Origin of the sequence: Elioraea rosea, from assembly GCF_007644105.1 — a bacterium.
GTDB classification, from domain to species: domain Bacteria; phylum Pseudomonadota; class Alphaproteobacteria; order Acetobacterales; family Acetobacteraceae; genus Elioraea_A; species Elioraea_A rosea.
Genome location: NZ_VFAC01000001.1, coordinates 66,820 through 91,003, shown reverse-complemented (window position 1 = coordinate 91,003; position 24,184 = coordinate 66,820). Strand labels below are relative to the sequence as shown.

The following is a 24,184-nucleotide window of genomic DNA, read 5'->3' as shown; positions in this document are numbered from 1 at the left end:
GCCCCGCTTGCGCCCCGCCACGAAGCGTGGCCACGCTTGCCCATCATGAAGATCCTGATCACCGGCGGCATGGGCTTCATCGGCTCGGCCGTCATCCGCCGCCTGATGCGAACGACCTCGGCCGAACTCGTGAACGTCGATTGCCTCACCTACGCCGCGAGCCCCGAGGCGATCGAGGAGGCAGGCGCGAGCCCGCGCCACCTGCACGTCAGGGCCGACATCGCCGATACGGTGGCGATGCGCGCGGTGTTCGCTGATCACGACCCGGATGCGGTGATGCATCTGGCCGCCGAAAGCCATGTCGACCGCTCGATCGACGGCCCGGCCGCCTTCGTGCAGACAAACGTCACCGGCACGCTCTCGATGCTGGAGGCCGCGCTGGCGCACTGGCGGGCGATGCCGAAGGAGAGGGCCGAGCGGTTCCGCTTCCACCATGTCAGCACCGACGAGGTGTTCGGCCATCTCGAGCCCGGCGATGCGCCGTTCACCGCCGCCACCCCCTATGCGCCGCGAAGCCCCTACGCCGCCTCGAAGGCGGCGTCGGACCATCTCGTGCGCGCCTTCCACGCGACGTACGGCTTCCCCGCGTTCGTGACGAACACCTGCAACAACTACGGGCCCTGGCAGTTCCCCGAGAAGCTGATCCCGCTCACCATCGCCAATGCGCTCGAGGGCAAGCCTCTGCCGGTCTATGGCCGCGGCGAGAACGTGCGCGACTGGATCCATGTCGACGATCACGCCGCCGGCCTCGTCGCCGCGTTGTGGCGCGCCAGGCCTGGCGAGACGCATCTCCTCGGCGCGCATGCCGAGCGGCGGAACATCGAGGTGGTGCGCACGATCTGCGCCGTGCTCGATCGCCTCGTGCCGGATGCCGCCGGCCCGCGCGAGCGGCTGATCAGCTTCGTGACCGACCGTCCGGGCCACGATTTCCGCTACGCGATCGATGCGAAGCCGGCGATGGACGCGCTCGGCTGGACGCCCGTGCACAGCTTCGAAAGCGGCCTTGAGGCCACGATCCGCTGGTACATCGACAATGCCGCGTGGTGGCAGGCGATCCGCGCCCGCCGCTATGCCGGGCAGCGCCTCGGCACGGCGGCCTGAGACGTGAAGGGCATCCTTCTCGCCGGCGGCTCCGGCAGCCGGCTTCACCCGATGACGCTCGCTGCCTCGAAGCAGCTCCTGCCCGTCTACGATAAGCCCATGGTGTACTACCCTTTGTCGACGCTGATGCTCGCAGGCATCCGCGACATCCTCGTCATCACCACGCCGGCCGACCAGCCAGCCTTCGTCCGCCTTCTGGGAGACGGCTCGCGCCTCGGCCTCTCCATCCACTACGCCGTGCAGCCGAGGCCCGACGGCATCGCCCAGGCCTTCACCATCGGGCGGCAGTTCCTCGGCGGCTCGCCCTGCACGCTCGCTCTCGGCGACAACATGATCCACGGCGAGGGGCTTGGCGCGCTTCTCGCGGGGGCGGCCAGCCGCGGGGTGGGCGCGAGCGTCTTCGCCTACCAGGTGCGCGACCCCGAGCGCTACGGCGTGGTGTGGTTCGATGCGACGGGGCGGGCGACCGACCTCGTCGAGAAGCCCGCCAACCCGTCGAGCAACTGGGCCGTGATCGGCCTCTACGTGTATGACGGGAAGGTCTCCGAGATCGCTGCCTCGCTTCCGCCGAGCGCGCGGGGCGAGCTCGAGATCACCGACGTCAACCGCGTCTATCTCTCGCTTGACGAGCTGCACGTGGAACGGATGGGCCGTGGCTATGCCTGGCTCGATGCCGGAACGCCCGCTTCGCTTCTCGCCGCCGCAACCTTCGTGCAGACGCTGCAGGAGAGGCAGGGCCTGATGATCGGTTGCCCCGAGGAGATCGCCTACCGCATGGGCTTCATCGACGCCGAGGCGCTGTCGCGCGAGGCAGCGAGCCTCGGCAAGACGGAGCTCGGCGCCTATCTCGCCCGGATCGCCCGCGAGGGGTGATGGATCTCGCTGGCAAGCACGTCGTCGTCACCGGAGGTGCTGGGTTCCTCGGCGCAACGCTCGCCGGAGCGCTCGCCGCGCGGGGCGCGCGCGTCACGGCGATCGATGCGATGCTTCCGGGTACGGGCGCGAACCGCGCCAATCTCGACGGCATCGAAGCGACCCTCGTCGAGGCCGATCTCGCGCGCGACGACATCGCAGCCCATTTCGCCGGCGCCGCGGCGATCTTCCACCTCGCCGCGCACACCTCGCACATGGGAAGCCAGGCCGACCCGCGGCATGATCTCGCGCAGAACGCCGACGCGACGCTGCGGTTGATCCTCGCAGCGCGCGAAACGGCTCCTGCCGCCCGCGTGGTGCATGCCTCGACGCGGCAGCTCTACGGCCGCCCGCGCGCCCTTCCCGTAGCCGAGGATCACCCCATCGACCCGCCCGATGCGAACGCGGTGAGCAAGTGGGCGGCGGAGCAGTACTGGCTTCTCGAGGCGAAGGTGCATGGCCGGCCCGTGGTCTCGCTGCGCCTGACCAACTGCTACGGCCCGCGGCTGCGCGTGGCGGATGCGAGGCAGACCTTCCTCGGCCTCTGGATACGCCGCGTCCTGGAAGGCGAGGCGTTCGAGGTGTGGGGCGGCGAGCAGATGCGCGACCTTGCCTTCGGCGAGGACGTCGCGGAGGCGTTCATCGCAGCGCTCGATGCGCCCACGGGCGTGTACAATCTCGGCGGAAGCCCTGCGGTGTCGTTGCGCGCGCTTGCCGATCTCCTCGTCGCGGCGAACGGCTCGGGCCGCTACACGGTGCGGGACTTCCCGGCCGATCGCGCGAAGATCGACATCGGCTCCTACGTCGCCGACGACGGCGCCTTCCGCGAAGCGACGGGGTGGGCACCGACCGTCACGCTGCCGGACGGGCTCGCCCGCACGCTCGACTGGTTACGACCACGCCTCGCCCTCTATCTCGGGGACACGCCATGAACGCCACCCTGCCGCCGATCACCGTTCCGCAGGCCGACCCGGGCGCGGGCTACCGCGCGCAGAAGGCGGAGATCGACGCCGCGATCATGCGGGCCCTCGACAGTGGATGGTACATTCTCGGCAAGGAATGTTCCGCGTTCGAGGTGGAGTTCGCCGCCTGGCAGGGGGCCGCGCGCGCCGTGGGCGTCGCCAACGGAACCGACGCGCTGGCGCTGATCCTGCGAGGCCTCGGCATCGGGCCTGGTGCTGCCGTGGCGACCGTCAGCCACACGGCGGTCGCGACGGTCGCGGCCATTGAGATGGTCGGCGCGTCGGCGGTGCTGGTCGACATCGAGCCAGACACGTTCACCATGGACCCGGCCGAGCTCGAGGCCGTTCTCGCAAACCCGCCCCCCGGCCTGCCGCCGATCCGGGCCGTCATCCCGGTGCACATCTACGGCCAGCCCGCGGCCGTGGAGGAGATCATCGCGATCGCCAACCGCCACGGCGCGGCGGTGATCGAGGATTGCTCGCAGAGCCATGGCGCGCTCATCGGCAACCGCAAATGCGGCACGCTCGGCGCCGCGGCCGCCTTCAGCCTCTACCCCACCAAGAATCTCGGCGCACTCGGCGATGGCGGCGTCCTCTCGACCGACGATGCGGCGCTCGCCGACAGGATCGCTGCGCTCCGCCAGTACGGCTGGCGCGAGCGCTACATTTCCGACATGGCGGGGGTGAATTCGCGGCTCGACGAGATCCAGGCCGCTGCCCTGCGCGTGAAGCTCGGCGCGCTCGATGCCGTCACCGCCCGCCGCCAGGCGATCGCCGCCGCCTATGACGCCGCGCTCGCCGATGCGCCGCTCGCTGCCCCGGCTCGCCGCGCGGGCACGAGCCACGTGTTCCACCAGTACGTTCTGCGCTGCCCCGACCGTTCGGCGACGCAGGCGCATTTCCGCGCGCGCGGCATCGCGACCAACATCCACTACCCCGTTCCCGTGCATGCCCAGGCCGCCTATCGCGGCCGCATCGCGCTCGGCCCCGCCGCCTGCCGCGAGACGGAGCGGGCCGCGGCGGAGGTGTTGTCGCTGCCGATGTTCGCAGAGCTCGCCGACGCGCAGGTCGAGACGGTGTGCGCAGCCCTTCGGGCCCTGCCTGGCTGAGTTCGCTGCCGCGCAGCATGGCCGCGCGCCGCTTACGGTTTTGCTTCCCCTTCGTCGTTTCGCACGTGCACAATCCTCGGCATGGCCGATGCAGCGGGAACGGACGCCGGGGCGGATGCGGCGGAGGCGGCGATAGCCGATCTCCAGGGCGCGGTCGCGCGCCTGCTCGCCGACGCAGCGACCGACCCGTTCGCCGACCCGGTCTCCTCCGCCGCGCTCGCGATCTCGCGCAGGCTCGATGACGGGCGGCTCGACCTTCCGGGCCTGACCGTCGTGCTCCGCCGCCTCGGCGCGGCGGCGTTCCGGGCGAGGGCAGGGAGGCTTGCCGGATACGCAGGCCCGCCCGGGCCGGCCTCCTTCGCGCGGCTCGCGGCAAGGCTCGTCCGGCCCGACCCGGCCGACAGCCCGGTTCCCTTCGCCGCCTACCGCACGCTCGTCGAGCATGCCCGCTACGCCGCGGTGTTCACCGCGCACCCGACCTTCGCGATGCCGCGCGCGACCGCGGCGCTGCTCGCCGAAGCCGCGGGCGGGCTCGGCGCGATCGACCCGATGCGCCTCCGCCCCGGCCCGATCACGCTCGCGGAGGAGTTCGACGCGGCTTCGGTGGCGATCGGGCATGCGCGCGACGCGCTCGATGCCTTCGCCGAGGCGCTGCTCGCCGCCGCGCGCGCGGTGTGGCCCGACCGCTGGCACAGCCTCGCGCCGGCGCCTGTGCTGGTGGCGAGCTGGGTCGGCTACGACACGGATGGGCGGACCGATATCGGCTTTGCCGACACGCTCCGCTTCCGCCTGAGGATGAAGTCGCTGCAGCTCGCCCGGCTTCGCGAGGCGGTGGGCGGGGGCGCGCTCGCCGCGCGCATCGCCGACGCCGAGCAGGCGGTGGCCGGGCAGATCGAAGCCTGCCCCGAAGGCACCGCCCCGGAGCCCGAGGCGGTGCGGCGCTTCGCCCATGCGCTGGTCGACGGGGCGGAGCAGGCGCTGCACGAACCCGGGCCCCTGCTTCCGCTGTTCGCCGAGGCGACCGCGGCCGCGCCGGACGATGCCACACGCATGCGGCTCGCGGTGGCGCGCGCGGGGCTGGTGTCGCACGGGCTCGCTCTCGCCCACACCCATGTGCGGCTCAACGCCACGCAGGTGCACAACGCGCTTCGCCACCGCCTTGGCTTCGATGGCGGGCCGGAGGATCGCGCCCGCCGCCGCGGGCTGCTTGCCGCGATCAACGCAGCGCTGGATACCGTCGAGCCCGTTCCGGTGGATTTCGGCGCGCTGCTGACCGAGGGCGCCTCGGCCGCGCGGCTGATGATGACGGTCGCGCAGATCGTCAAGCACATCGACCGCTCGCAGCCCATCCGATTCCTGATCGCCGAGACGGAAACGGGCTACACGCTCCTCGCCGCGCTCTGGCTCGCGCGGCGCTTCGGCATCGAGCGGCATGTCGAGATCAGCCCGCTCTTCGAGACGGCCGAGGGGCTCGAGCGCGGCGCGCGGGTTCTCGAGGAGGCGTTGAGGAGCCCGCACTGGCGCGCCTATCTCCGCGCCACAGGCCGGCTCTGCCTTCAGTTCGGCTACTCGGATTCCGGCCGGTTCGTCGGCCAGCTCGCGGCCAGCTACTGGATCGAGCGGCTCAGGCTGAAGCTCGCCGAGACGCTTCGCCGCTACGACCTCTCGGGCATCGAGCTCGTGCTGTTCAACACCCACGGCGAGAGCATCGGCCGCGGCGCGCATCCCGGCTCGCTCGCCGACAGGCTCGAGTATCTCGCCCCCGCAGCCTCGCGGGCGCAGTTCTCTGCAGCCGGGCTCACGGTGCGCGAGGAGAGCAGCTTCCAGGGCTCTGACGGCTACCTTCTCCTCGGCACGCCCGCGCTCGCCTCCGCCACCGTCGCGCGCATCGCCGAGCATGCCTTCGCCGACGAACCGTCAGAGGCCGCATCTGATCCCGTCTATGCCGAGGCGGATTGGGCGGCCGAGTTCTTCGGCACCATCCGCTCGGAGATGGAGACGCTGGTCGAGGACCCGGGCTACGCCGCCCTGCTCGGGGCGTTCGGCCCCGCGCTGCTCGACCCGACCGGCTCGCGCCCCGCCGCACGGCAGCGCGACGGGTTCGGCGGGCCCGCGATCATCGCCCACCCGCGCGAGCTCCGCGCCATTCCGAACAATGCGATCCTGCACCAGATGGGGTGGCTCGCGAATACGCTGCACGGTCTCGGCCGCGCCGCGTCGCGAAGCCCCGAGACGTTTGCCGAGCTCCGCGCGCGCTCGCCGCGCTTCGGCCGCGCCATGGGCATGGCCGAGGCGGCGCGGCGGGCGGGATCGCTCGACATCCTGCGCGGCTATGTCGCGACGCTCGACCCCGGAACATGGCTCGACCGGGCGGCGAGGACGCAGCGCCCGGGAAGGGCGGCGGCGCTGGTCGAGGTGGCGGCGGCGCTCGAGGAGTTCGGCCTGTCCGAGCCGGTGCGGCGGATGTTCCGCCGGCTGAAGCAGGATTCCCTTGCCATGGAGGCCGCCTGGCCTGGTGAGCGCCCGCCGGAGCGGCTGGTTCTGCTGCATGCGATCAGGCTCGCGCTGATCCATCGCATCTGGCTTCTCGCGGTGCGGGTTCCGGATTTCTCGCCCCGCCACGGCATCACCCGCTCGGCGCTCCTCGGGCGCATCCTCCGGCTCGACGTGCCCGGCGCGGTTGCCGTGCTCGAGGAGGTGTTTCCCCGCAATCCCGATGCGGCGCTCGCGCTCGACTTCGCTGAGCCGCCAGGGTCAGCCGAGGCTGCGACCTACGAGCAGGAGCATGCGGAGGTGTTCCAGCCGATGCGGGCGCTGTTCGCGCTGGTGCGCGAGGCTTCGGCGGCGATCACCCAGGAGGTGGGGGCCTTCGGTTGATCGCCCCTGACGCGCGCGCGGCGGCGCCCGGATCGGCGCCGCCCCACAGATGTTAGCCTGTCAATTCCGCCGACAAGCCTTGATGTATCAGGCGTCGCGACGCCGGCGCCACGCCAGGGCGAGTCCGAGAAGGCCGGCGCCGAGGAGCGCAAGGGACGCCGGCTCGGGAACGGGTGTGCCCCCGTCGCTGATGCCGCCTAGGCGAACCTGCTTGACATCGACCACCTCGACCTCCGCATCCGGGCTCGTCGTGAACGACACCGAGTTGAAGTCCTCACCTGTGATGGTGAAGAAGTTCGAGCCGTTGCCGAGGTTGAACACGTACGGTCCCATGCCACTGTTCGGATCGGCCGTGAACGTCACGGTGGCATCCGTATTGTTCGTGTGCTGGATGTCGATGATCATCTTGGCAAACGTGCTGGCGACTTCTGCCAGCTCGACAGTCAACTGGTTGATGATGTCGTCCACTGCCGTCAGTTCAGCCTGGCCGCCGGTAATCTCAAGATTGTCGGTGGTGCTGGAGAAGTTGACGATCTCGTCATGGTCGTTGTTAAGGCAACCCTGGACGAGCGGCGCCGGACCGGTAACCGTACCGGTACAGGCGTTCGAGATGACGTTGTCCACATCTCCGCTGCCGCCAACGATCCCTTCTTGGACGAGGAAGGCGGCGGAGGCCGGATTGACGATCGCAACGCCCGTGAGAATCGCCGTGCCAGCCGCAAAGCCTAGCCAGGTTTCTCTTTTCATTGTCGTTGCCCTGTGTCCCGTTGCTGCCTTTCTGGCATGCATTCAGGACTATGCAATTTTCGGGCCGTACAATGATATCAGGAGCTTATCCGCTTGCTGGACAGGGCTTATCATCGCCCTGTCAGTTTCTTCGACACGATATCGCATCGAATGCGTCCTGATCGCGGTGAGCCAGACCGCCAGTGGACCAGGAGCGGAGTGTTGCGCGCGATCCGGACTGGCCGGACCGCGCGCTTCCTGAGTTCAGGCCTTACGGCGCGCCCGCCGGGCGAGGCCGAGCCCGAGGAGGCCGGCGCCGAGCAGAGCGAGCGTGGCAGGCTCGGGAACCGGGATCGTCGGGCTGGAATAGTTGCCCGTGGCGAAGCCCGAGTCACTGCACCCGCCACCCGGGCAGGTATTGCTATTCACGGTGAGCGAGATGAGATGCGCGCCCATCTGTCCCGTCAGCGCACCACCGGCACCCGAAGAGCTCGGCGCATTGGTGAAGTCGCTGAGCAGGAAGTTTCCGCTGGTCAACACCATGTCGAACACCAGGTTCACCGAGTTTGTGACGTTGTTGTTCACATTATTGGCGTTGTTGGCGTCGGCTACCCAGAGGAAGTCCATGTTGCCGCTGCCCGGGACATTGTTGCCCGGAGACGAGAATTGTCCGACCCAGCCGCTCGGCGACACGTTCTGGAAACCGACATTCGCAGGCGAATACTTGTTGCCCGTGTTGAGCAGGTTCCAGGCAAAATTGTCGAGCCGCACGTTCGGGTGCAGCGGCGAGTTGATGTTGACGGTCCAAGTCGCGCGGTTCTGCGTCGCAGCATCGACCACAACGCTCACGTCAACAATCAGGCCATCAGGGTTGGCCGTCCGCGGATCGCCGGTCAGCTGACCCGTCACCGTAAAGAGAGGCGCCGCGTGAACCTGCGTCGACAATGCCCCCGAGGCGAGAAGCGCCACGCCACCTGCAATGCCAAGCCATGCCCTATGCACCATCGGATCTGCTCCATTTGCACGCGGCATTGACGGCGCCGCGATTGAAGCACGGGCTTGCAAGATCGAGGCCAGAACTAAAAAGTGATAACGCTCAGTGGCTTATCAGTCCAACCCTTGACCCGCGGCGAGGGTTTGTCAAATTTCCCGACACGTGTTCTCACGCCGTCGCGAGCAGAAGCACCCCGGCGACGATGAGCCCGAGCCCGGCGATCTGCTGGATGCCGACCGGCTCCGACCACACAAGCCAGCCGACGGCGGCGACCACGACGTACTGCGCCGCCGCGGAAGGGAAGGCGACCGAAACGGGAATGCCGCGCAAGGCGAACAGGTAGAGGAACGCGCCGCCGCCATAGAGGGCGAGGCCGCCGAGGGTGGTGGGGCGCAGCACCTGTTCCACCACCCCGCCAGGCCCGATCGCGCCGGCCTTCAGCAGAAGCTGGCCGGCGACGCCGATGACGATCGCGCCCGCGAGCGCGACCCAGTGCGGGTTCACCGGCGCCCCACGCGGGCGACAGGCTCGCCATGCGCCACCGTCCGCACGATGCCTTGCGGCCTTCGGTTGCCGGTCATGAACGTCCGGCCGAGATACTCGCCGAGGATGCCGAGGATGACGAACTGCACGCCGGAGACGAGCAGGATCACGACCATCGTCGAGGCCCAGCCCTGCGGCTGCTCGCCCGTCAGGGCATGGATGATGACGTAGAGCGCGCCGAGCGCGCCGAGACCGGCCATCGCCACGCCCGCGAATACCGCGAAGCGAAGCGGCAGGAGGGAGAAGTTCACGGCGAGGTTCAGCCACAGCCGCACCAGCCGCCGAAGCGTGTAGTTGCTCACGCCATGGGCGCGCGGCAGGTGCATTACCTCGAGCGAGCCGATGCGCTGCGTCACCTGCATGATCAGGCCGTCCACATAGGGGAACGGTCCCTCGTAGCGCGTCACGCCGTCGACCACCACGCGGCTCATGCAGCGGAAAGAGGAGAGGTAGAGGCCCCGCGGCTTGTCGATCAGGATGTCGGCCACGCGGTTGGCGAAGCGGCTGCCCAGGTTGCGCCAGCCCTCGTGCTTCTTCTCGGCATAGCGGGTGTAGACGACGTCGTAGCCCCCGTCTCGCGTGTGCAGGAACAGGCGGACGACTTCCTCGGGCGGGTTCTGCAGGTCGTCGTCCATGGTGATGACGTAGGCGCCGCGGGCGTGCCTCAGCCCGGTCATGACCGCGTTGTGCTCGCCGTAATTCCGCGCGTGCTCGACATACGTGATCGGCACGGCGCTGCGCCCGAGCAGGGCGCGGCACACCTCGCCGCTGTTGTCGGGGCTGCCGTCATTGACCAGCACGATCTCGAGCCCGCCTGGCACCTCGAGCGTCTCGAGCGCGGCCACCAGCGCGCCGACGGTCGCCGCCCCGTTGTAGACGGGCACGACGATCGAGAGCGCTGGCGCATCGGCGCCGCGCGGGGCCCAGTCAGGAAGCGGCATGTCCATCGTCGTCATCCGGGAGAGAGTGTCACGCGAGCGGCTTGGCGGCCACCGCGAGCAGCGAGCCGCCGACGGGGAAGCGAACGCCAAGGCCGATGAGGGCGCGCTCTGCGCCGGTCACGCCCCGGAACATGGCCTCGATCGGTGGCGAGAACGCGGCGACATCGCTGCGGTCCTGTGGCGAGGCCTCACCCTCGCCACCGCGCGAGAGAAGCTTCCGCTGCACGACCATCAGGGGGAAGAGAAGGCTGTTCCAGTGCAGCACCTCGCCGACGAGGAAGCCCGCCGCCGTCAGCCGCTGCCGGAGCTTGGCGCGGCTGTAGCGCTCGCGGGTGTGCACGCGGCGGTCATGCGCCGAGAACAGCCATTGGTGCGCGGGCATGTTGAGCACGACGACGCCACCGGGGGCGAGCACGCGGCGGATCTCGGCGAGCGCGCGCGCCTCGTCCACCGCCCGATGGCAGAGAACGTCGCACGAGACGACGGTGCCGAGGCTGCCCGAGGCGAGGGGAAGGTCGTTGACCGAGGCGAGCATCAGCTCGGCGTCCGGAACCTTGGCGCGGGCGCGGAGCACGGCCTCCGGCACCAGGTCGAACCCGGCGAGAGGGCGGCGCGGCAGCGAGCCCTCCGCCATCGCATCGGCGATGCGGCGGAGCAGCCCGCCCGTGCCGCAGCCGGCATCGAGCAATGGGAGGCCAGGCGGGGAAGGCGTCTTTCCCACGGCGCGCAGGACCATCGCGTGCAGGGACCGGTACCACCACATCCGGTCCTCGACCGCGTCCATCAACGCGTATTCCTCGGCTTCCATCTCGCTCCCGGATGACGTTCCCCCGCTAAGCGCGGTTCTGTCGCACAGGATCTGGCCGCTTTCGTGGCGCGGTCCGGTCCGCGCGGCGTGCTCGCGGACCACCTGTACGGAAACCTGCGTCCCGCGCCCCGCGCTTTTCGCCGCCGCCCGGGCGCAGTACGAGAGCGCAGGGCAAAAGAGGGAGGAGAATCAGCGTGAGCGCTGGCGCATGGGACGAGTGGATCGGCAGGACTGAGACGGCCGAGGACGTCGTGGACAAGGGGCGCATGCAGGCGCTCGCCGCGACGCTCGACCGCCCGCTCGGCGACTGCGCGCCTGACGGGGCGCTGCCGCCGCTCTGGCACTGGACGCATTTCCAGGTCTGGGTGCCGGCGTCGTCGATCGGGCCGGATGGCCACCCCAGGCGCGGCGGGTTCCTGCCCCCTGTGCATGACCTGCCGCGGCGGATGTTCGCAGGCGGCCGGCTCGCCTTCCCTGGCGAGGTGTTCGCGGGCGAGCGCATGGTGCGGACCAGCACCATCACCAAGGTTGCGGAGAAGACGGGCAGCACCGGCCGGCTCGTGTTCGTCACCGTCCGCCACGAGATCGCCGGGCCGCGCGGCGTGGCGATCACCGAGGAGCACGACATTGTCTATCGCGGCCTCGAAGGCGCGGCGGTGAAGCCGGCGCCGAGGCCCGAGCCGCCGTCAGCCTGCGCCGTGACGGAGACGGTGACGCCCGACCCCGTGCTGCTGTTCCGCTACTCCGCGCTGACCGCGAACGGCCACCGAATCCACTACGACCGCAGCTATGTCACCGAGGTCGAGGGCTATCCGGGGCTGATCGTGCACGGGCCGCTGCAGGCGACGCTGCTCGCCGGCCTCGCCGCGCGCCAGGTGCCGGGCAGGCGCATCCGGCGCTTCTCGTTCCGCGGTCTTCGCCCGCTGTTCGACCTCTCTCCCTTCACGCTGCACGCGGTTGCAAGGGATGGCGACGTTGCGCTCGAGACGCGAGACGCTGACGGTCACATCTGCATGCAGGCAGAAGCCGGGCTCGACTGAAACATCAGGTTCGGCTTGACCGCGCGCGCAAGGGCGACTTTGAATGCCGCGCTCTGGCGGCGATCAACGCCGCAGCAGCTGGGAGACTGTCCATGAAGCGAGGAATCCGCCTTGCGGCCGCCGCAGCCGCATTTGCCGCGCTGCCTGTCCTGTCCGCCGAGGCGCAGACGCTGCGCATGATGACCGGCCCGCAGGGCGGCGTGTGGGTGCCGATCGCGGGCGCGCTCAAGAACATCTGGGAACAGAACATCTCGGGCGTCGCGATCCAGACGCTTCCGGGCGCGGGCGTGGCGAATGTGCGCGGCATCGACGAGGGCCGCGCCGAGCTCGGCTTCGGCAACTCGATCACCACCGTGGACGGGCTGAACGGCGAGGCACCGTTCCCCCGCAAGGTCACCAAGGTCTGCAACCTCGGCAATCTCTACCCGCAGTACTTCCAGGTGGTGACGGTCGCGGATGCGAACATCACGCGCATCGCGGACCTGCGCGGCAAGTCGATCGCCATCCAGCCGCGCGGCAACACCGCAGAGGTGGTGACGCAGCACATCCTGCGCGCGGCCGGCATGTCTTACTCTGACGTGCGCGCCAACTTCCAGGCGAGCTACACCGACGCGGTGGGCCTGCTGAAGGACGGCCACGCGGTCGCCTTCACGCTCGGCACCACGATTCCCGCCTCGTCGGTGATGGACCTTGCGAGCGCGCGGCAGATCCGCTTCGTCGACCTCACGCCCTACGCCGAGGCGATGAAGAAGATCAACGCCGGCTACAATCTCGGACCGATCCCGGCGAACACCTATCCGCAGCAGACTGCCCCGGTGCCGCAGATCGTCTACTCCGCGCACCTGATCGCCTCCTGCGAGCAGCCGGAGGAGCGTGTGTACCGGATGGTGCAGCTGATGTTCGCGAACCTGAACGCGCTCACCCCGATCAACCGCGCGATGCAGGGGCTGACGCCTGCCGCCGCGGCCGAGGATATCGGGGTGCCGATGCACCCTGGTGCGGCGCGCTTCTACCGCGAGCAGGGCGCGCGCGGCTGATGACGGGGACGGCGCGGCTCGGGGCCGAAGCATGACCTACAGCCGCGCCGTCAGCGTTCTCGCCGGCGTCATCGCTGCGGCGATGGCGCTCTTCCACATGTGGGCGATCGCCGTCTCACCGCCCGAGGCGGTGATCTTCCGCGGCATGCATCTTCTGTTCGCGATCGTCCTCGTCTTCCTGACGCTGCCGCTCCGGAAGAGCCGCGGCGGCAGCCCGGGCGTCGAGGACTGGATCCTCCTGATCGTCGCCGCCGCACCCATCCTCTACCTGTTCGCGACCTACGAGGATCTCGTGAACAGGATCCCGATGATCGACGACCCGACCATGATGCAGCAGATCATGGGCTGGGCCTGCGTCGCGACGATCCTCGAGGCGACGCGGCGTTCGATCGGCTGGGCCTTGCCGGTCACTGCGCTCGTTTTCCTTGTCTATGCGTTTTTCTTCACCTCGGTCACGCCGCTCGTCATCCTCGACCAGCTCTACCTGACGACGGATGGAATCTTCGGCTCGACGCTCGGCGTCTCGGCCGGGTTCGTGGTGATCTTCGTACTGTTCGGATCGTTCATGGAACGGTCGGGCACGGGCAAGCTGTTCATGGATTTCGCCCTGTCGCTCACCGGCCGGTCGACCGGCGGGCCGGGCAAGGTGGCGGTGCTGTCCTCGAGCCTGTTCGGCACCGTCTCGGGCTCGGCGGTGGCGAACGTGATGGTCACCGGCCAGGTGACGATCCCGCTGATGCTCCGCACAGGTTTCCGCCCGCCCTTCGCTGCGGGCGTCGAGGCGGTGGCCAGCACGGGCGGCCAGATCATGCCGCCGATCATGGGCGCGGCGGCCTTCGTGATGGCCGAGTACATGGGGGTGGCCTATCTCCAGGTTGTGCAGTGGGCGGCGCTTCCCGCGGCGCTCTACTATGCGGCAACCTTCGCAGCGGTGCATTTCGAGGCAAAGCGGGCGCGGCTCGCCGGTCTTCCCGAGCACGAAGTGCCGCGATTCATGCACACGATCACCACGAACGGGCACCTCTTCATCCCGATCATCCTGATCCTGCTGGGGCTGTTCGGCGGCTACTCGGCGCCGCTCGCCGCACTCGTCGGCACGCTCACCTGCTTCCCAGTCGCGCTCCTCCGGGCGAGCTCGCGGCAGAACGTATCGGTGCGCGCGGTGTGGGAGGCCCTGCTCGACGGCGCGAAGGGCGCGCTCGGCGTGGCCATGGCCTGCGCCTGCGCCGGCATCGTCATCGGCATCATAGCGCTGACCGGGCTCGGCATCACCTTCACGCAGGTCGTCGTGAACGTGGCGCAGAACAGCCTGCTCCTCGCCCTGGTGATGACGATGATCGCCGGCATCATCCTCGGCATGGGCATGCCGACGACGCCGGCCTACATCGTGATGGTCTCGCTTCTCGTGCCGGCGCTGATCAAGCTCGGCGTGGTCGAGCCTGCCGCGCACATGTTCGCCTTCTATTTCGCGATCCTGTCGGCCATCACCCCGCCCGTCGCGCTCGCCGTGTTCGCCGCCGCGGGGCTTGCCAAGAGCGAGCTCTGGTCGTCGGGATGGGCGGCGGTGAAGATCGGCGCGGCCGGGTTCATCGTGCCGTTCATGTTCGTCTACGAGCCCGCGCTGCTGCTCATCGGCGACTGGCCGAACGTGGTGCATGCCTCGGTGACGGCGACGGCCGGGTGCCTGCTTCTCGCGGGCGGGCTGCACGGCTATCTGATCGGCCCGACGGCGGCCTGGCAGCGCGCCGCGCTGATCGCCGCCGCCCTGTGCCTGATCAAGCCAGGCCTCGTCACCGATCTCGCAGGAGCGGGGCTTGCCGCAGCGGTGATCCTGACGCAGCTCGCCACGCGGCGGCGCGAGGCGCCGGCGGAGTAGCGGCGCTCAGCCGCCCTTCGGCGGGCGCTGCGGGAAGCTTCGGCCGAACACCCCCTCGGCGATGCGGTTCCGCATCATCTCGAGCGAGCCGCCGGCGATCATCCAGCCGCGCGACTTGCGCAGGCAGTATTCGAGCAGCACGTCGTCGGAATAGCCGGTGCCGCCCATCACCTGCATCGCCTCGTTCACAGCGAGCCAGCCCGCCTGGTTGCAGGCATACTTGGCGATCGCGACCTCCTGAGGGTCGGGCAGGCCGCGCCCGGCATTCGCGGCCGCGCGGTAGAGGAGGAGCCGCGCGCCGTCGAGAGCGACGCGCATCTCGGCGAATTTCCACTGCAGGCCCTGGAACTCCATCAGCCTGCGGCCAAACTGCACGCGCGTCTCGGCATGCTCCTTGGCGATCCGGAACGCGCATTCGCCCACCGCGCGCGACCGCGCCGAGTTGCCAACGCGCTCGACGTTGAACCCGGCGATCTGGCGGCGGAACCCGCCCTCCCTCAGCAGCACGTTGCCTGGCGGGACGAACACGTTGTCGAAATGGAGCGGCCGCCAGGTCTCGCCGTTGAGATAGCGTCGCTTCTCGCCCATCGAGAAGCCTTCCATCCCTCGCTCGAGGATGACGCTGCCGATGCCTTCGGTGCCCGGCCCGAAGCGGCAGTAGATGAGGAACACCAAGGCATCGTCGCTGTTCGAGGTGAACACCTTGCCGCCGTTGAGGCGGTATCCGTTGCCGTCCGGCGTGCAGGTCGAGCGCAGGTCGGTCAGCGCCGAGCCGGCCTCGGGCTCCGTCATGCCGACGGCGCAGATCGCCTCGCCGGCGAGAAGCGGTGCGAACCAGCGCTCCTTCTGCTCGGGCGTCGCGTACTCGGCGAGGGTGCGGAAGGCGCCGAAATTGCCTGCCTGCAGCACGTCGGCACTCCTGGGGCACACCTCCGCCACCGCCTCGGCCGCGAGGACGGCATCCATCAGCGCCCCGCCCTGGCCGCCATCCTCCTCGGCAAGAATGATGCCGAAGAGGCCGTTCTCGGCCATCAGCTTCGCGATGGCCCAGGGGAAGCCCTCGTCATGCGCGCGGGCGACGGCATCCTTCGCGAGATGGTCTGCGGCGAAGCGGCGCACGCTCTCCTGGAAGGCGCGCTGTTCCTCGGTCAGTGAGAAATCCACCTTCAGCCTCCGATCGGGCGGTCACCCAGGCTCTCGAAGAAGCGCAGGAGATACCCGTCCGGGTCCTGCACCAGGACCTGGCGATTGCCGCCCTCCACCGCGGCGATGCGGTACCAGCGATCCTCCACTGGGCGGAACAGTGCGATGCCCTCCTGCGCGAGTGCCTCGAGGATCGGCGAGAGGGACGAGACCCTGATCTGCAGGTTCATGCCTCGGCCATAGGGATGCTCGAGCGGGCCAACGGACCAGCCGGGGCTCTGCTGCTCGAGCATCAGCTCGGCGCCTTGCCGCTCGAGATAGGCGAACCCTTCTTCTGGCCTGTCGTAGAGCACCGTGAAGCCCAGGAGCCGGGTGTAGAAGTCGATGCTGGCTTTGACATCGGAGCAGTAGAGTTCTGGAACGAGGGCGGCGCGACGCTCCTCCAACCCCGTCATACGGGGTCCCAGGAGAACACGTCCGCCGAGCGGTCGAGGGGGTAGAAGCTCGCGCGCATCGCGGGGATCGCGGTGTCGGCGATGCGCTGCGCCGTCCAGCCGCCGTCGTGGTGCACCGAGCGAAGCGGGCGGCTCTGGCCCATCAGGAAGATCTCGTTGTTGCGCACCGCGAAGATCTGGCCCGTGACGTCCTTGGCGAGGTCGGAGGCGAGGTAGACGGCCATCGGCGCGATCTTGTCGGGCGTCATCTGCTGCAGCTTGGCCACGCGTGCCTTCTGCTCCGGCGTGTCGGTCGGGATCGCACCGATCATCCGGCTCCACGCGAAGGGAGAGATGCAGTTCGAGCGCACGCCGAACCGCACCATGTCGAGCGCGATCGACTTCGAGAGCGCGGCGATGCCGAGCTTGGCCGCGGAGTAGTTAGCCTGCCCGACATTGCCGATCAGCCCCGAGGTCGAGGTCATGTGGACGAAGCAGCCCGAGCCCTGCTCGCGGAAATGCGTCGCTGCGGCGCGGGAGACGAAGAAGCTGCCGTTGAGGTGCACGCCGATGACGGAGAGCCAGTCCTCCGGGCTCATCTTGTGGAAGATCACGTCGCGCAGGATGCCGGCATTGTTGACGACGATGTCGAGCCGGCCGAACCGCTCGAGCGCGGTGTTCACGATCGCCTGGGCGCTGTCCCACTCCGCCACCGAGTTGGTGTCGAGAACCGCCTCGCCGCCGGCCTGCTCGATGAGCTGCACCGTCTGGCGGCCCGGCGTCGCATCGCCTCCCGTTCCGGTGACCGAGGCGCCGACATCGTTGACCACCACCTTCGCCCCTTCGCGGGCCATCGCCGTCGCGATCTCACGCCCGATGCCGCCGCCCGAGCCCGTCACCACCGCAACCTTGCCAGCCAAAAGCATCGGCCTTCCTCCCTGTGCATACCGCGGCTGCGGTTCTAGAACCTCCCCCGCGCTCCGCCTAGCTTCGGGGGTGGTCTGACGCCGCGCCGCCTTGACATGGCACTGTCCAGGGCGCATCTGCGAAACAGGACCGGGTAGGTCCAGATTGGGGCGCGCCATGTTCAGGCTGTCGAAGATGTCGGACTATGCCGTCGTCGTGCTGAGCGAGCTCGGCCGCGAGGGCGTGCGGCCGGACGGCGGTGCAGACCAGCGCAGCGCGACTGACCTTGCGGCGGCCACCGGCATCGCCGAACCCACTGTTGCCAAGGTGCTGAAATTGCTTGGCTCCGCTGGGCTTGTCACCAGCCGGCGCGGCGCCCAGGGCGGCTACCGGATCGCCCGACCCCTGGCCCGGACGGCGATCGCGGATGTGATCGTCGCCGTCGAGGGGCCGATCGCACTTGCTGCCTGCGTCGATGGCGCGACAGGGTCCTGCGAGGCGGAAGGGAGCTGCCCCGTGCGCGGGCGGTGGGACCCGGTGAACACGGCGATCCGCCGCGCGCTGTCCGAAATCACGCTTGCCGACATGCAGTGCCCCGCCTGGGCGCCACCGGCCCGAGAGCGGGCCGCCGTGGTGGTTGCCTGATACGAGACACGAGACCCCGGGCGGGGAAGGGAAGATAGAGAGGGTCAATGCCAGCGGTTGCCGAGACGATCGATACGGTCCGCGACGTCACGCAGGGCACGTACAAGTGGGGCTTCGAGAGCGATGTCGAGCAGGACATCATCCCGAAGGGCCTCGACGAGGACGTCGTGCGCCTCATCAGCGGCAAGAAGCAGGAGCCGCAATGGCTGCTTGACTGGCGGCTGAAGGCGTTCAAGGCCTGGCAGTCCATGGAGGTGCCGCACTGGGCGGCGGTGTCCTACCCGCCGATCGACTTCCAGGAGGCATCCTACTACGCCGCGCCGAAGCAGACGGTGGCTCCGAAGTCGCTCGACGAGATCGACCCTGAGCTTCTGCGGACCTACGAGAAGCTCGGCATTCCGCTGAAGGAGCAGGAGCGTCTCGCGGGCGTGGCCGTCGATGCCGTGTTCGACAGCGTGAGCGTTGCGACGACGTTCAAGGACAAGCTCGCGGCGGTGGGCGTGATCTTCTGCTCGTTCTCCGAGGCGGTGCACAACCACCCCGAGCTCGTGCGGAAATATCTCGGTTCCGTCGTTCCGGCTGGCGACAATTTCTACGCCGCGCTGAACAGCGCGGTCTTCTCCGACGGATCGTTCGTGTACATCCCGAAGGGCGTGCGCTGCCCGATGGAGCTCTCGACCTATTTCCGCATCAACGCGCGCAACACCGGCCAGTTCGAGCGCACGCTGATCATCGCCGAGGAGGGGGCCTCCGTCTCCTACCTCGAGGGCTGCACGGCGCCGATGCGCGACGAGAACCAGCTCCACGCCGCGGTGGTCGAGCTCGTCGCGCTCGACGAGGCCTCGATCAAGTACTCGACGGTGCAGAACTGGTACCCCGGCGACGCCGAGGGGCGAGGCGGCATCTACAACTTCGTGACCAAGCGCGGCGCCTGTCGCGGCGTCCGGAGTAAGATCTCCTGGACGCAGGTCGAGACCGGCAGCGCCATCACCTGGAAGTACCCCTCCTGCATCCTGCAGGGCGACGGGTCGGTCGGGGAGTTCTACTCGGTCGCGATCACCAACAATTACCAGCAGGCCGATACCGGCACGAAGATGATCCATCTCGGGCGCGACACGAAGAGCACGATCGTCTCGAAGGGCATCAGCGCCGGGCACGGCCAGAACACCTATCGCGGCCTGGTTCGCATCATGCCGAAGGCGCACAACGCGCGGAACTTCACCCAGTGCGACAGCCTGCTGATCGGCAACCAGTGCGGCGCGCACACGGTGCCCTATATCGAGAGCCGGAACCCGACGGCGAAGGTCGAGCACGAGGCGACGACGAGCCGCATCGCCGAGGACCAGCTCTTCTACTGCCGCCAGCGCGGCCTCTCCGAGGAGGAGGCGGTCGGGCTGATCGTCAACGGGTTCTGCCGCGAGGTTCTCGCGGTGCTGCCGATGGAGTTCGCCGTGGAAGCGCAGAAGCTTCTGGCGATCAGCCTCGAAGGCAGCGTCGGGTGAGTGAGGGAATGAAGGCGATGCTGAAGATCGAAGGGCTGACTGCGGCGATCGACGAGAAGACGGTGCTGAAGGGCATCGACCTCGAGGTGCCCGCGGGCGAGGTGCACGCCATCATGGGGCCGAACGGCTCGGGCAAGTCGACGCTCGGCTACGTTCTGGCCGGTCGCGAGGGCTACGAGGTGACGGGCGGGTCGGTGCAGTTCCGCGGCGAGGACCTGCTTGCCATGGAGCCCGAGGACCGTGCCGCCGCCGGCCTCTTCCTGGCCTTCCAGTATCCGGTCGAGCTTCCCGGCGTGGGCAATGCCAACTTCCTTCGCCAGGCGATGAACGCGCTTCGCCGCAAGCGCGGCGAGGCGGAGCTCGACGCGATGCAGTTCCTCAAGCTCGTGCGCGGCAGGATGAAGGCGCTCGGCATGACCGAGGAGATGCTCAAGCGCTTCGTCAACGTGGGCTTCTCGGGCGGCGAGAAGAAGCGCAACGAGATCCTGCAGATGGCCGTGCTCGAGCCCGCCTTCTGCGTTCTGGACGAGACCGACAGCGGCCTCGACATCGATGCGCTGAAGATCGTCGCCGACGGCGTGAACGCGCTGCGCGGGCCGGAGCGCGGCATGCTTGTGATCACCCACTACCAGCGGCTTCTGACCTACATCGTGCCCGACCGGGTGCATGTGCTTCTCGGCGGCCGCATCGTCCGCTCCGGCGGGCCGGAGCTTGCGCTCGAGCTCGAGGAGAAGGGCTATGGCGAGCTCCAGCAGGCAGCCTGAGATGGCGGTTCCGGTGATGGACGGCGCCGTCCGCGAGATGGGCGGCGCGCCGATGCCGCTGGTCCACCCCTCCGTGGCGGCGATGCTCGAGCTGCGCCGCGCGGAGGAGGGGCCCGAGTGGCTCGCGACCCTGCGTGACCGTGCGGCCGAGGCCTTCGCGCGCCTCGGCTTCCCGACGCGCCGCAACGAGGCCTGGCACTACACCGACCTGCGCAGCCTCGCGGAGCTGCGCTTCGCAGCACCTGAGCGGGGCGGGGCGGCACGGCTGCCCGACGGCGTGGCCGATGCGGGCGCGCCCAGGCTCGTTTTCGTCGACGGTGCCTTCCGGCCAGACCTCTCCGATCTCGACAGCCTGCCGGATGGCGTGCGCGTCGAGAGCCTCAGCTCGCTCCTGGCAATGGGCGGGGGGGAGGGGCGCCTTGGCGCGCTCGCCGATGCCGAGTCCGGAACCTTCGTCGCGCTCAACACCATGCTCGCCGACGACGGCGCGGTGATCACCTGCACGGCGGCCCCGGAGGCGGCAGCGCGGCTTCACCTCGTCTCGGTCGGCCGCGGCGGCGGCGAGCGCCCGGTCGCTTTCCACCCGCGTCACCTGATCCACATCGCAGAGGGCGCGGAGCTCACCCTCTTCGACAGTGCTCTCGGCGAGGGCGCGTACCTGAACAACACGGTCGCCGAGATCACGCTCGGGAAGGCCGCACGGATGACGCATGTGCGCCTGCAGGCCGAGGCGGCGACGGGCTTCCAGGTCTCGACCGTCTTCGCACATGTGGCAGAGGAGGCGGAGTACGACAGCTTCGTTCTCGCCACCGGCGCACGGCTTGCCCGGAACGAGGTGCATGCAACGCTCGCGGGGCCCAAGGCGGTCGCGCATCTGAACGGCGCGCAACTCGGCGACGGGGCGCGGCATGTCGACACCACGACGGTGCTGACGCACGCCGCGCCGAACTGTGCGAGCCGGCAGACCTTCAAGTCCGTCCTTTCGGGGGCCTCGCGCGCGGTTTTCCAGGGCAAGATCCACGTCCACCAGGTCGCGCAGAAGACCGACGGCTACCAGATGAACCAGGCGCTCCTGCTGAGCCCGACGGCGGAGATCGACGCCAAGCCGCAGCTCGAGATCTACGCCGACGACGTGAAGTGCAGCCACGGCGCGACGGTCGGCGAACTCGACGCCGACCAGCTCTTCTATCTCCGCAGCCGCGGCCTGCCGCTCGCCGAGGCGCGCGCGATGCTGATCGAGGCGTTCCTCGCCGATGCGCTCGAGGCCGTGCGAGACGAGACGCTTCGTGCCGCGCTCGCCGCGGCGACGGCGGCGTGGTGGGCGCGCGCGCATGCGGAGGCGGGGGCGTGAACGACGCGCGCATCCTCGACAGGCCGGCCGCGCTCGATGTCGCGGCGATCCGGGCGCAGTTCCCGATCCTGCGCGAGCAGGTGCGGGGCAAGCCGCTCGTGTTCCTCGACAGCGCAGCCTCCGCGCAGAAGCCGCGCGCGGTGATCGAGGCGATGGTGCATGCGATGGAGCACCAGTACGCCAACATCCATCGCGGCCTGCACTGGATGAGCGAGCGTACGACGGAGGCCTACGAGGCAGCGCGTGACGCCGCCCAGGCGCTGCTCGGCGCGAAGGAGCGCGAGGAGATCGTCTTCGTCCGCAACACGACGGAGGGGATCAACCTCCTCGCCCACAGCTACGGGCGGGCGGTCCTCAAGCCGGGCGATGCGGTGCTCATCAGCGCGATGGAGCACCACAGCAACATCGTGCCCTGGCAAATGCTGAGGGATTCGCATGGAATCGAGCTCCGCATCGCCCCCGTGACCGATGCGGGCGAGCTCGACATGGAGGCCTTCGCCACGCTGCTCGACGACGGGCGTGTGAAGCTCGTCGCCATCACGCACATGTCGAACGTCCTCGGCACCTACACGCCGGTGGAGCGGATCGTCGCGCTCGCGCACGAGGCGGGCGCGAAGGTGATGCTCGACGGCAGCCAGGCGGTGGTGCACCGCAAGGTCGATGTCCAGGCGCTGGGGTGCGACTTCTACGTCTTCACCGGCCACAAGCTCTACGGGCCGACAGGCATCGGCGTTCTCTGGGGAAGGCGCGAACTGCTCGAGGCGATGCCGCCCTTTCTCGGTGGCGGCGACATGATCTCGACCGTCTCCTTCGAGCGAAGCGAGTGGGCCAAGGTGCCGCACAAGTTCGAGGCCGGCACGCCGGCGATCCTCGAGGGCGTCGGGCTGAAGGCCGCGATCGACTGGACCGTTGCGCTCGGGTGGGACCGCGTGGCCGCGCACGAGCAGGCGTTGACCGACCATGCGCTGGCGCGGCTTTCCGAGATCGAGGGCGTGCGAGTCCTGGGCCAGGCGCAGGACCGGGGCGGGGTGGTAAGCTTCACCCTCGATGGCGTGCACGCCCATGACGTCGCGACGATCCTCGACCGCCAGGGCATCGCGGTGCGCGCGGGCCAGCACTGCGCCGAGCCGCTGATGCGCCGCTTCGGCCTGGATAGCACAGCCCGGGCGAGCTTCGCTGCCTATACGACGATGGCCGAGATCGATTATCTGGCCGAGCAGCTCGCGCGGGTGCGGGCCTTCTTCCGGTGAGGCGATGACGGGTGCTGCCGCCTTCGACGAGCTGAGGGACCTCTACCAGGAGGTGATCCTCGACCACGGCCGGCACCCGCGGAACCACCGGCGACTTGCGGATGCGGATCGTTCCGCCAAGGGCGACAACCCGATGTGCGGCGACAGGGTCGAGGTGTTCCTCCGCCTCGGCGCCGATGGGCGGATCGCCGAGGCGTCGTTCGAGGGCCGTGGCTGCGCGATCAGCCAGGCCTCTGCGAGCCTGATGACCGAGCTGGTATCGGGCCGCACGGCGGACGAGGCGAAGGAGCTGGCATCGGCGCTGCGCTCCCTCGCCCGCACCGGGGCCTGCCCCGCGTGCCAGGGGGCTGTGGCCGAGGCCATGGAACGGCTCGCGCCGCTGGGCGGGGTGTCGGAATATCCCTCGCGGGTGAAGTGCGCGACGCTTGCGTGGCATGCTCTCGAGGCCGCGCTGGCGGGTGAAGGAAAGGCGACGACGGAATGAGCGGCGAACGCGACGACGCTGCGGTGCACTCGGCCTGGACGCCGGACGGCGAGGTGTCCCCCGCTCCCCAGGGGGTGAGCGAGGACGCCGTCATCGGAGCCTGCGCGACCGTGTACGACCCCGAGATCCCCGTGAACATCTACGAGCTCGGCCTCATCTACGCGATCGAGATCGAGGATGACGGCCACGTGAAGGTCGAGATGACGCTGACCGCTCCGGGCTGCCCCGCGGCGCAGGAACTGCCCGAACAGGTGCGCGGCGCCATCCTCGGCGTGCCGGGCGTGACGCGCTGCGATGTCGATGTCGTCTGGGACCCGCCCTGGACGCCGGACCGGATGAGCGAGGAAGCCCGCCTCGCCGTGAACATGTTCTGAGCCCGGGCAAACGTGATAGGCTTTCAACCATGAGCACGCTCGCCGAACCGAAGAAGCCCCGCGCGCTGCCGCCGCTGATGACGCTCACCGAGAGCGCGGCGGAGCGGCTGCGCAAGCTGTACGAGACGCCGGGAGCGAAGAAGTTCCTGCGAATCGGCGTGCGCACGCGCGGCTGCTCGGGCCTCTCCTACGACATGGCCTATGTCGACGAGCCGGGGCCGAACGACGACGTCGTCACCGACAAGGGGCTGACCGTGCTGATCGACCGCAAGGCGAGCCTCTTCCTGATCGGAACCGTGATGGACTATGCCGAGGACAAGCTCTCCTCAGGCTTCACCTTCACCAATCCGAACGAGAAGGGCCGCTGCGGCTGCGGCGAGAGCTTCCACATCTGACGCTTCCGCA

General features: G+C 69.2%; 24 protein-coding genes. 16 read left to right on the top strand and 8 right to left on the bottom strand.

Translation table 11 applies throughout. The features are described 5' to 3' along the window. The first annotated feature begins 45 nt into the window (after positions 1-45). The 5 genes from rfbB (at position 46) to FIF60_RS00430 (ending at position 6,961) form a co-directional block, all read left to right on the top strand. Positions 46-1,101 (top strand): dTDP-glucose 4,6-dehydratase, encoded by a 1,056-nt coding sequence (gene rfbB / locus FIF60_RS00450; RefSeq protein ID WP_144182686.1) that lies wholly within the window; start codon positions 46-48, stop codon positions 1,099-1,101. 3 nt (positions 1,102-1,104) lie between these two features. Then, on the top strand, positions 1,105-1,974 hold the full coding sequence (gene rfbA / locus FIF60_RS00445; RefSeq protein WP_144182684.1) for a glucose-1-phosphate thymidylyltransferase RfbA: 870 nt from the start codon (positions 1,105-1,107) through the stop codon (positions 1,972-1,974). Next, entirely contained in the window at positions 1,974-2,945 is a 972-nt protein-coding gene (locus FIF60_RS00440) for an NAD-dependent epimerase/dehydratase family protein (RefSeq protein ID WP_144182682.1), read from the top strand. The genes rfbA and FIF60_RS00440 overlap by 1 nt, the downstream gene beginning before the upstream one ends. Next, a complete protein-coding gene (locus FIF60_RS00435; protein WP_144182680.1) occupies positions 2,942-4,084 on the top strand; it encodes a DegT/DnrJ/EryC1/StrS family aminotransferase in 1,143 nt (380 codons plus the stop codon). Before FIF60_RS00440 ends, FIF60_RS00435 begins: the two co-directional genes overlap by 4 nt. 81 nt (positions 4,085-4,165) lie before the next feature. Further along, positions 4,166-6,961, top strand: a complete 2,796-nt coding sequence (locus tag FIF60_RS00430; protein ID WP_144182678.1) for a phosphoenolpyruvate carboxylase — start codon at positions 4,166-4,168, stop codon at positions 6,959-6,961. 87 nt (positions 6,962-7,048) lie between these two features. Here FIF60_RS00430 and FIF60_RS00425 read toward each other — a convergent pair whose 3' ends face one another. The 5 genes from FIF60_RS00425 to FIF60_RS00405 all read right to left on the bottom strand — a co-directional run bounded on the left by FIF60_RS00425 (position 7,049) and on the right by FIF60_RS00405 (position 10,973). Continuing rightward, positions 7,049-7,708 carry a PEP-CTERM sorting domain-containing protein gene (locus FIF60_RS00425; protein WP_144182676.1) on the bottom strand — a complete coding sequence of 220 codons (660 nt, stop codon included), beginning with the start codon at positions 7,706-7,708 and terminating at the stop codon, positions 7,049-7,051. 243 nt (positions 7,709-7,951) lie between these two features. Further along, on the bottom strand, positions 7,952-8,692 hold the full coding sequence (locus tag FIF60_RS21985) for a PEP-CTERM sorting domain-containing protein (protein WP_239451423.1): 741 nt from the start codon (positions 8,690-8,692) through the stop codon (positions 7,952-7,954). 157 nt (positions 8,693-8,849) lie between these two features. Further along, positions 8,850-9,185 carry an EamA family transporter gene (locus tag FIF60_RS00415; protein ID WP_144182672.1) on the bottom strand — a complete coding sequence of 112 codons (336 nt, stop codon included), beginning with the start codon at positions 9,183-9,185 and terminating at the stop codon, positions 8,850-8,852. Beyond that, positions 9,182-10,171, bottom strand: coding sequence for a glycosyltransferase family 2 protein (locus FIF60_RS00410; protein WP_144182670.1), 990 nt, complete (start codon positions 10,169-10,171; stop codon positions 9,182-9,184). The genes FIF60_RS00415 and FIF60_RS00410 overlap by 4 nt, the downstream gene beginning before the upstream one ends. 22 nt (positions 10,172-10,193) lie before the next feature. Further along, positions 10,194-10,973 (bottom strand): class I SAM-dependent DNA methyltransferase, encoded by a 780-nt coding sequence (locus tag FIF60_RS00405; protein ID WP_144182668.1) that lies wholly within the window; start codon positions 10,971-10,973, stop codon positions 10,194-10,196. 194 nt (positions 10,974-11,167) lie between these two features. Between FIF60_RS00405 and FIF60_RS00400 the strand changes: the two genes are divergently transcribed. From FIF60_RS00400 to FIF60_RS00390, 3 genes are all read left to right on the top strand, one after another. Beyond that, the gene (locus FIF60_RS00400; protein ID WP_239451422.1) at positions 11,168-12,013 is read left to right on the top strand and encodes an FAS1-like dehydratase domain-containing protein; all 846 of its coding nucleotides are present in this window, start codon (positions 11,168-11,170) and stop codon (positions 12,011-12,013) included. 92 nt (positions 12,014-12,105) lie between these two features. Further along, a complete protein-coding gene (locus FIF60_RS00395; protein ID WP_144182666.1) occupies positions 12,106-13,050 on the top strand; it encodes a TAXI family TRAP transporter solute-binding subunit in 945 nt (314 codons plus the stop codon). A gap of 31 nt (positions 13,051-13,081) precedes the next feature. After that, positions 13,082-14,926, top strand: a complete 1,845-nt coding sequence (locus FIF60_RS00390) for a TRAP transporter permease (RefSeq protein WP_144182664.1) — start codon at positions 13,082-13,084, stop codon at positions 14,924-14,926. Positions 14,927-14,932: 6 nt separating this feature from the next. Here the strand turns inward: FIF60_RS00390 and FIF60_RS00385 are convergent, their stop codons facing one another. From FIF60_RS00385 to FIF60_RS00375, 3 genes are read right to left on the bottom strand one after another with little or no spacing between them, the layout of a single operon-like run. Next, positions 14,933-16,090 carry an acyl-CoA dehydrogenase family protein gene (locus tag FIF60_RS00385; RefSeq protein WP_144182662.1) on the bottom strand — a complete coding sequence of 386 codons (1,158 nt, stop codon included), beginning with the start codon at positions 16,088-16,090 and terminating at the stop codon, positions 14,933-14,935. Between the two features lie 2 nt (positions 16,091-16,092). After that, positions 16,093-16,524, bottom strand: a complete 432-nt coding sequence (locus FIF60_RS00380) for a bleomycin resistance protein (protein WP_144182660.1) — start codon at positions 16,522-16,524, stop codon at positions 16,093-16,095. Continuing rightward, positions 16,521-17,429 (bottom strand): SDR family oxidoreductase, encoded by a 909-nt coding sequence (locus FIF60_RS00375; protein ID WP_144182658.1) that lies wholly within the window; start codon positions 17,427-17,429, stop codon positions 16,521-16,523. Before FIF60_RS00375 ends, FIF60_RS00380 begins: the two co-directional genes overlap by 4 nt. Positions 17,430-17,586: 157 nt before the next feature. Between FIF60_RS00375 and FIF60_RS00370 the strand changes: the two genes are divergently transcribed. From FIF60_RS00370 to FIF60_RS00335, 8 genes are read left to right on the top strand one after another with little or no spacing between them, the layout of a single operon-like run. Beyond that, positions 17,587-18,054, top strand: a complete 468-nt coding sequence (locus FIF60_RS00370; RefSeq protein WP_144182656.1) for an SUF system Fe-S cluster assembly regulator — start codon at positions 17,587-17,589, stop codon at positions 18,052-18,054. Between the two features lie 47 nt (positions 18,055-18,101). After that, positions 18,102-19,556: a Fe-S cluster assembly protein SufB gene (sufB, locus tag FIF60_RS00365; protein ID WP_144182654.1), complete on the top strand. Its 1,455-nt coding sequence runs from the start codon at positions 18,102-18,104 to the stop codon at positions 19,554-19,556. Between the two features lie 17 nt (positions 19,557-19,573). Further along, positions 19,574-20,320: a Fe-S cluster assembly ATPase SufC gene (gene sufC / locus FIF60_RS00360; RefSeq protein ID WP_144182652.1), complete on the top strand. Its 747-nt coding sequence runs from the start codon at positions 19,574-19,576 to the stop codon at positions 20,318-20,320. Continuing rightward, a complete protein-coding gene (gene sufD / locus FIF60_RS00355) occupies positions 20,295-21,671 on the top strand; it encodes a Fe-S cluster assembly protein SufD (RefSeq protein ID WP_144182650.1) in 1,377 nt (458 codons plus the stop codon). The genes sufC and sufD overlap by 26 nt, the downstream gene beginning before the upstream one ends. After that, on the top strand, positions 21,668-22,921 hold the full coding sequence (locus tag FIF60_RS00350; protein WP_239451421.1) for an aminotransferase class V-fold PLP-dependent enzyme: 1,254 nt from the start codon (positions 21,668-21,670) through the stop codon (positions 22,919-22,921). Before sufD ends, FIF60_RS00350 begins: the two co-directional genes overlap by 4 nt. Positions 22,922-22,925: 4 nt before the next feature. Further along, the gene (gene sufU / locus FIF60_RS00345; protein WP_144182648.1) at positions 22,926-23,405 is read left to right on the top strand and encodes a Fe-S cluster assembly sulfur transfer protein SufU; all 480 of its coding nucleotides are present in this window, start codon (positions 22,926-22,928) and stop codon (positions 23,403-23,405) included. Beyond that, positions 23,402-23,779 carry an SUF system Fe-S cluster assembly protein gene (locus FIF60_RS00340; protein WP_144182646.1) on the top strand — a complete coding sequence of 126 codons (378 nt, stop codon included), beginning with the start codon at positions 23,402-23,404 and terminating at the stop codon, positions 23,777-23,779. Before sufU ends, FIF60_RS00340 begins: the two co-directional genes overlap by 4 nt. A 29-nt stretch (positions 23,780-23,808) precedes the next feature. After that, on the top strand, positions 23,809-24,174 hold the full coding sequence (locus FIF60_RS00335; RefSeq protein WP_144182644.1) for a HesB/IscA family protein: 366 nt from the start codon (positions 23,809-23,811) through the stop codon (positions 24,172-24,174). The last annotated feature ends 10 nt before the right edge of the window (positions 24,175-24,184 follow it).

What these genes read in the sequence shown, in the direction of transcription:
- rfbB (WP_144182686.1), top strand. Translation starts at nt 46, where the DNA reads ATGAAGATCCTGATCACCGGCGGCATGGGCTTCATCGGCTCGGCCGTC.
- FIF60_RS00440 (WP_144182682.1), top strand. Translation starts at nt 1,974, where the DNA reads ATGGATCTCGCTGGCAAGCACGTCGTCGTCACCGGAGGTGCTGGGTTC.
- FIF60_RS00435 (WP_144182680.1), top strand. Translation starts at nt 2,942, where the DNA reads ATGAACGCCACCCTGCCGCCGATCACCGTTCCGCAGGCCGACCCGGGC.
- FIF60_RS00430 (WP_144182678.1), top strand. Translation starts at nt 4,166, where the DNA reads ATGGCCGATGCAGCGGGAACGGACGCCGGGGCGGATGCGGCGGAGGCG.
- FIF60_RS00425 (WP_144182676.1), bottom strand. Translation starts at nt 7,708, where the DNA reads ATGAAAAGAGAAACCTGGCTAGGCTTTGCGGCTGGCACGGCGATTCTC.
- FIF60_RS21985 (WP_239451423.1), bottom strand. Translation starts at nt 8,692, where the DNA reads ATGGTGCATAGGGCATGGCTTGGCATTGCAGGTGGCGTGGCGCTTCTC.
- FIF60_RS00410 (WP_144182670.1), bottom strand. Translation starts at nt 10,171, where the DNA reads ATGGACATGCCGCTTCCTGACTGGGCCCCGCGCGGCGCCGATGCGCCA.
- FIF60_RS00405 (WP_144182668.1), bottom strand. Translation starts at nt 10,973, where the DNA reads ATGGAAGCCGAGGAATACGCGTTGATGGACGCGGTCGAGGACCGGATG.
- FIF60_RS00395 (WP_144182666.1), top strand. Translation starts at nt 12,106, where the DNA reads ATGAAGCGAGGAATCCGCCTTGCGGCCGCCGCAGCCGCATTTGCCGCG.
- FIF60_RS00390 (WP_144182664.1), top strand. Translation starts at nt 13,082, where the DNA reads ATGACCTACAGCCGCGCCGTCAGCGTTCTCGCCGGCGTCATCGCTGCG.
- FIF60_RS00380 (WP_144182660.1), bottom strand. Translation starts at nt 16,524, where the DNA reads ATGACGGGGTTGGAGGAGCGTCGCGCCGCCCTCGTTCCAGAACTCTAC.
- FIF60_RS00375 (WP_144182658.1), bottom strand. Translation starts at nt 17,429, where the DNA reads ATGCTTTTGGCTGGCAAGGTTGCGGTGGTGACGGGCTCGGGCGGCGGC.
- FIF60_RS00370 (WP_144182656.1), top strand. Translation starts at nt 17,587, where the DNA reads ATGTTCAGGCTGTCGAAGATGTCGGACTATGCCGTCGTCGTGCTGAGC.
- sufB (WP_144182654.1), top strand. Translation starts at nt 18,102, where the DNA reads ATGCCAGCGGTTGCCGAGACGATCGATACGGTCCGCGACGTCACGCAG.
- sufC (WP_144182652.1), top strand. Translation starts at nt 19,574, where the DNA reads ATGCTGAAGATCGAAGGGCTGACTGCGGCGATCGACGAGAAGACGGTG.
- sufD (WP_144182650.1), top strand. Translation starts at nt 20,295, where the DNA reads ATGGCGAGCTCCAGCAGGCAGCCTGAGATGGCGGTTCCGGTGATGGAC.
- sufU (WP_144182648.1), top strand. Translation starts at nt 22,926, where the DNA reads ATGACGGGTGCTGCCGCCTTCGACGAGCTGAGGGACCTCTACCAGGAG.
- FIF60_RS00340 (WP_144182646.1), top strand. Translation starts at nt 23,402, where the DNA reads ATGAGCGGCGAACGCGACGACGCTGCGGTGCACTCGGCCTGGACGCCG.
- FIF60_RS00335 (WP_144182644.1), top strand. Translation starts at nt 23,809, where the DNA reads ATGAGCACGCTCGCCGAACCGAAGAAGCCCCGCGCGCTGCCGCCGCTG.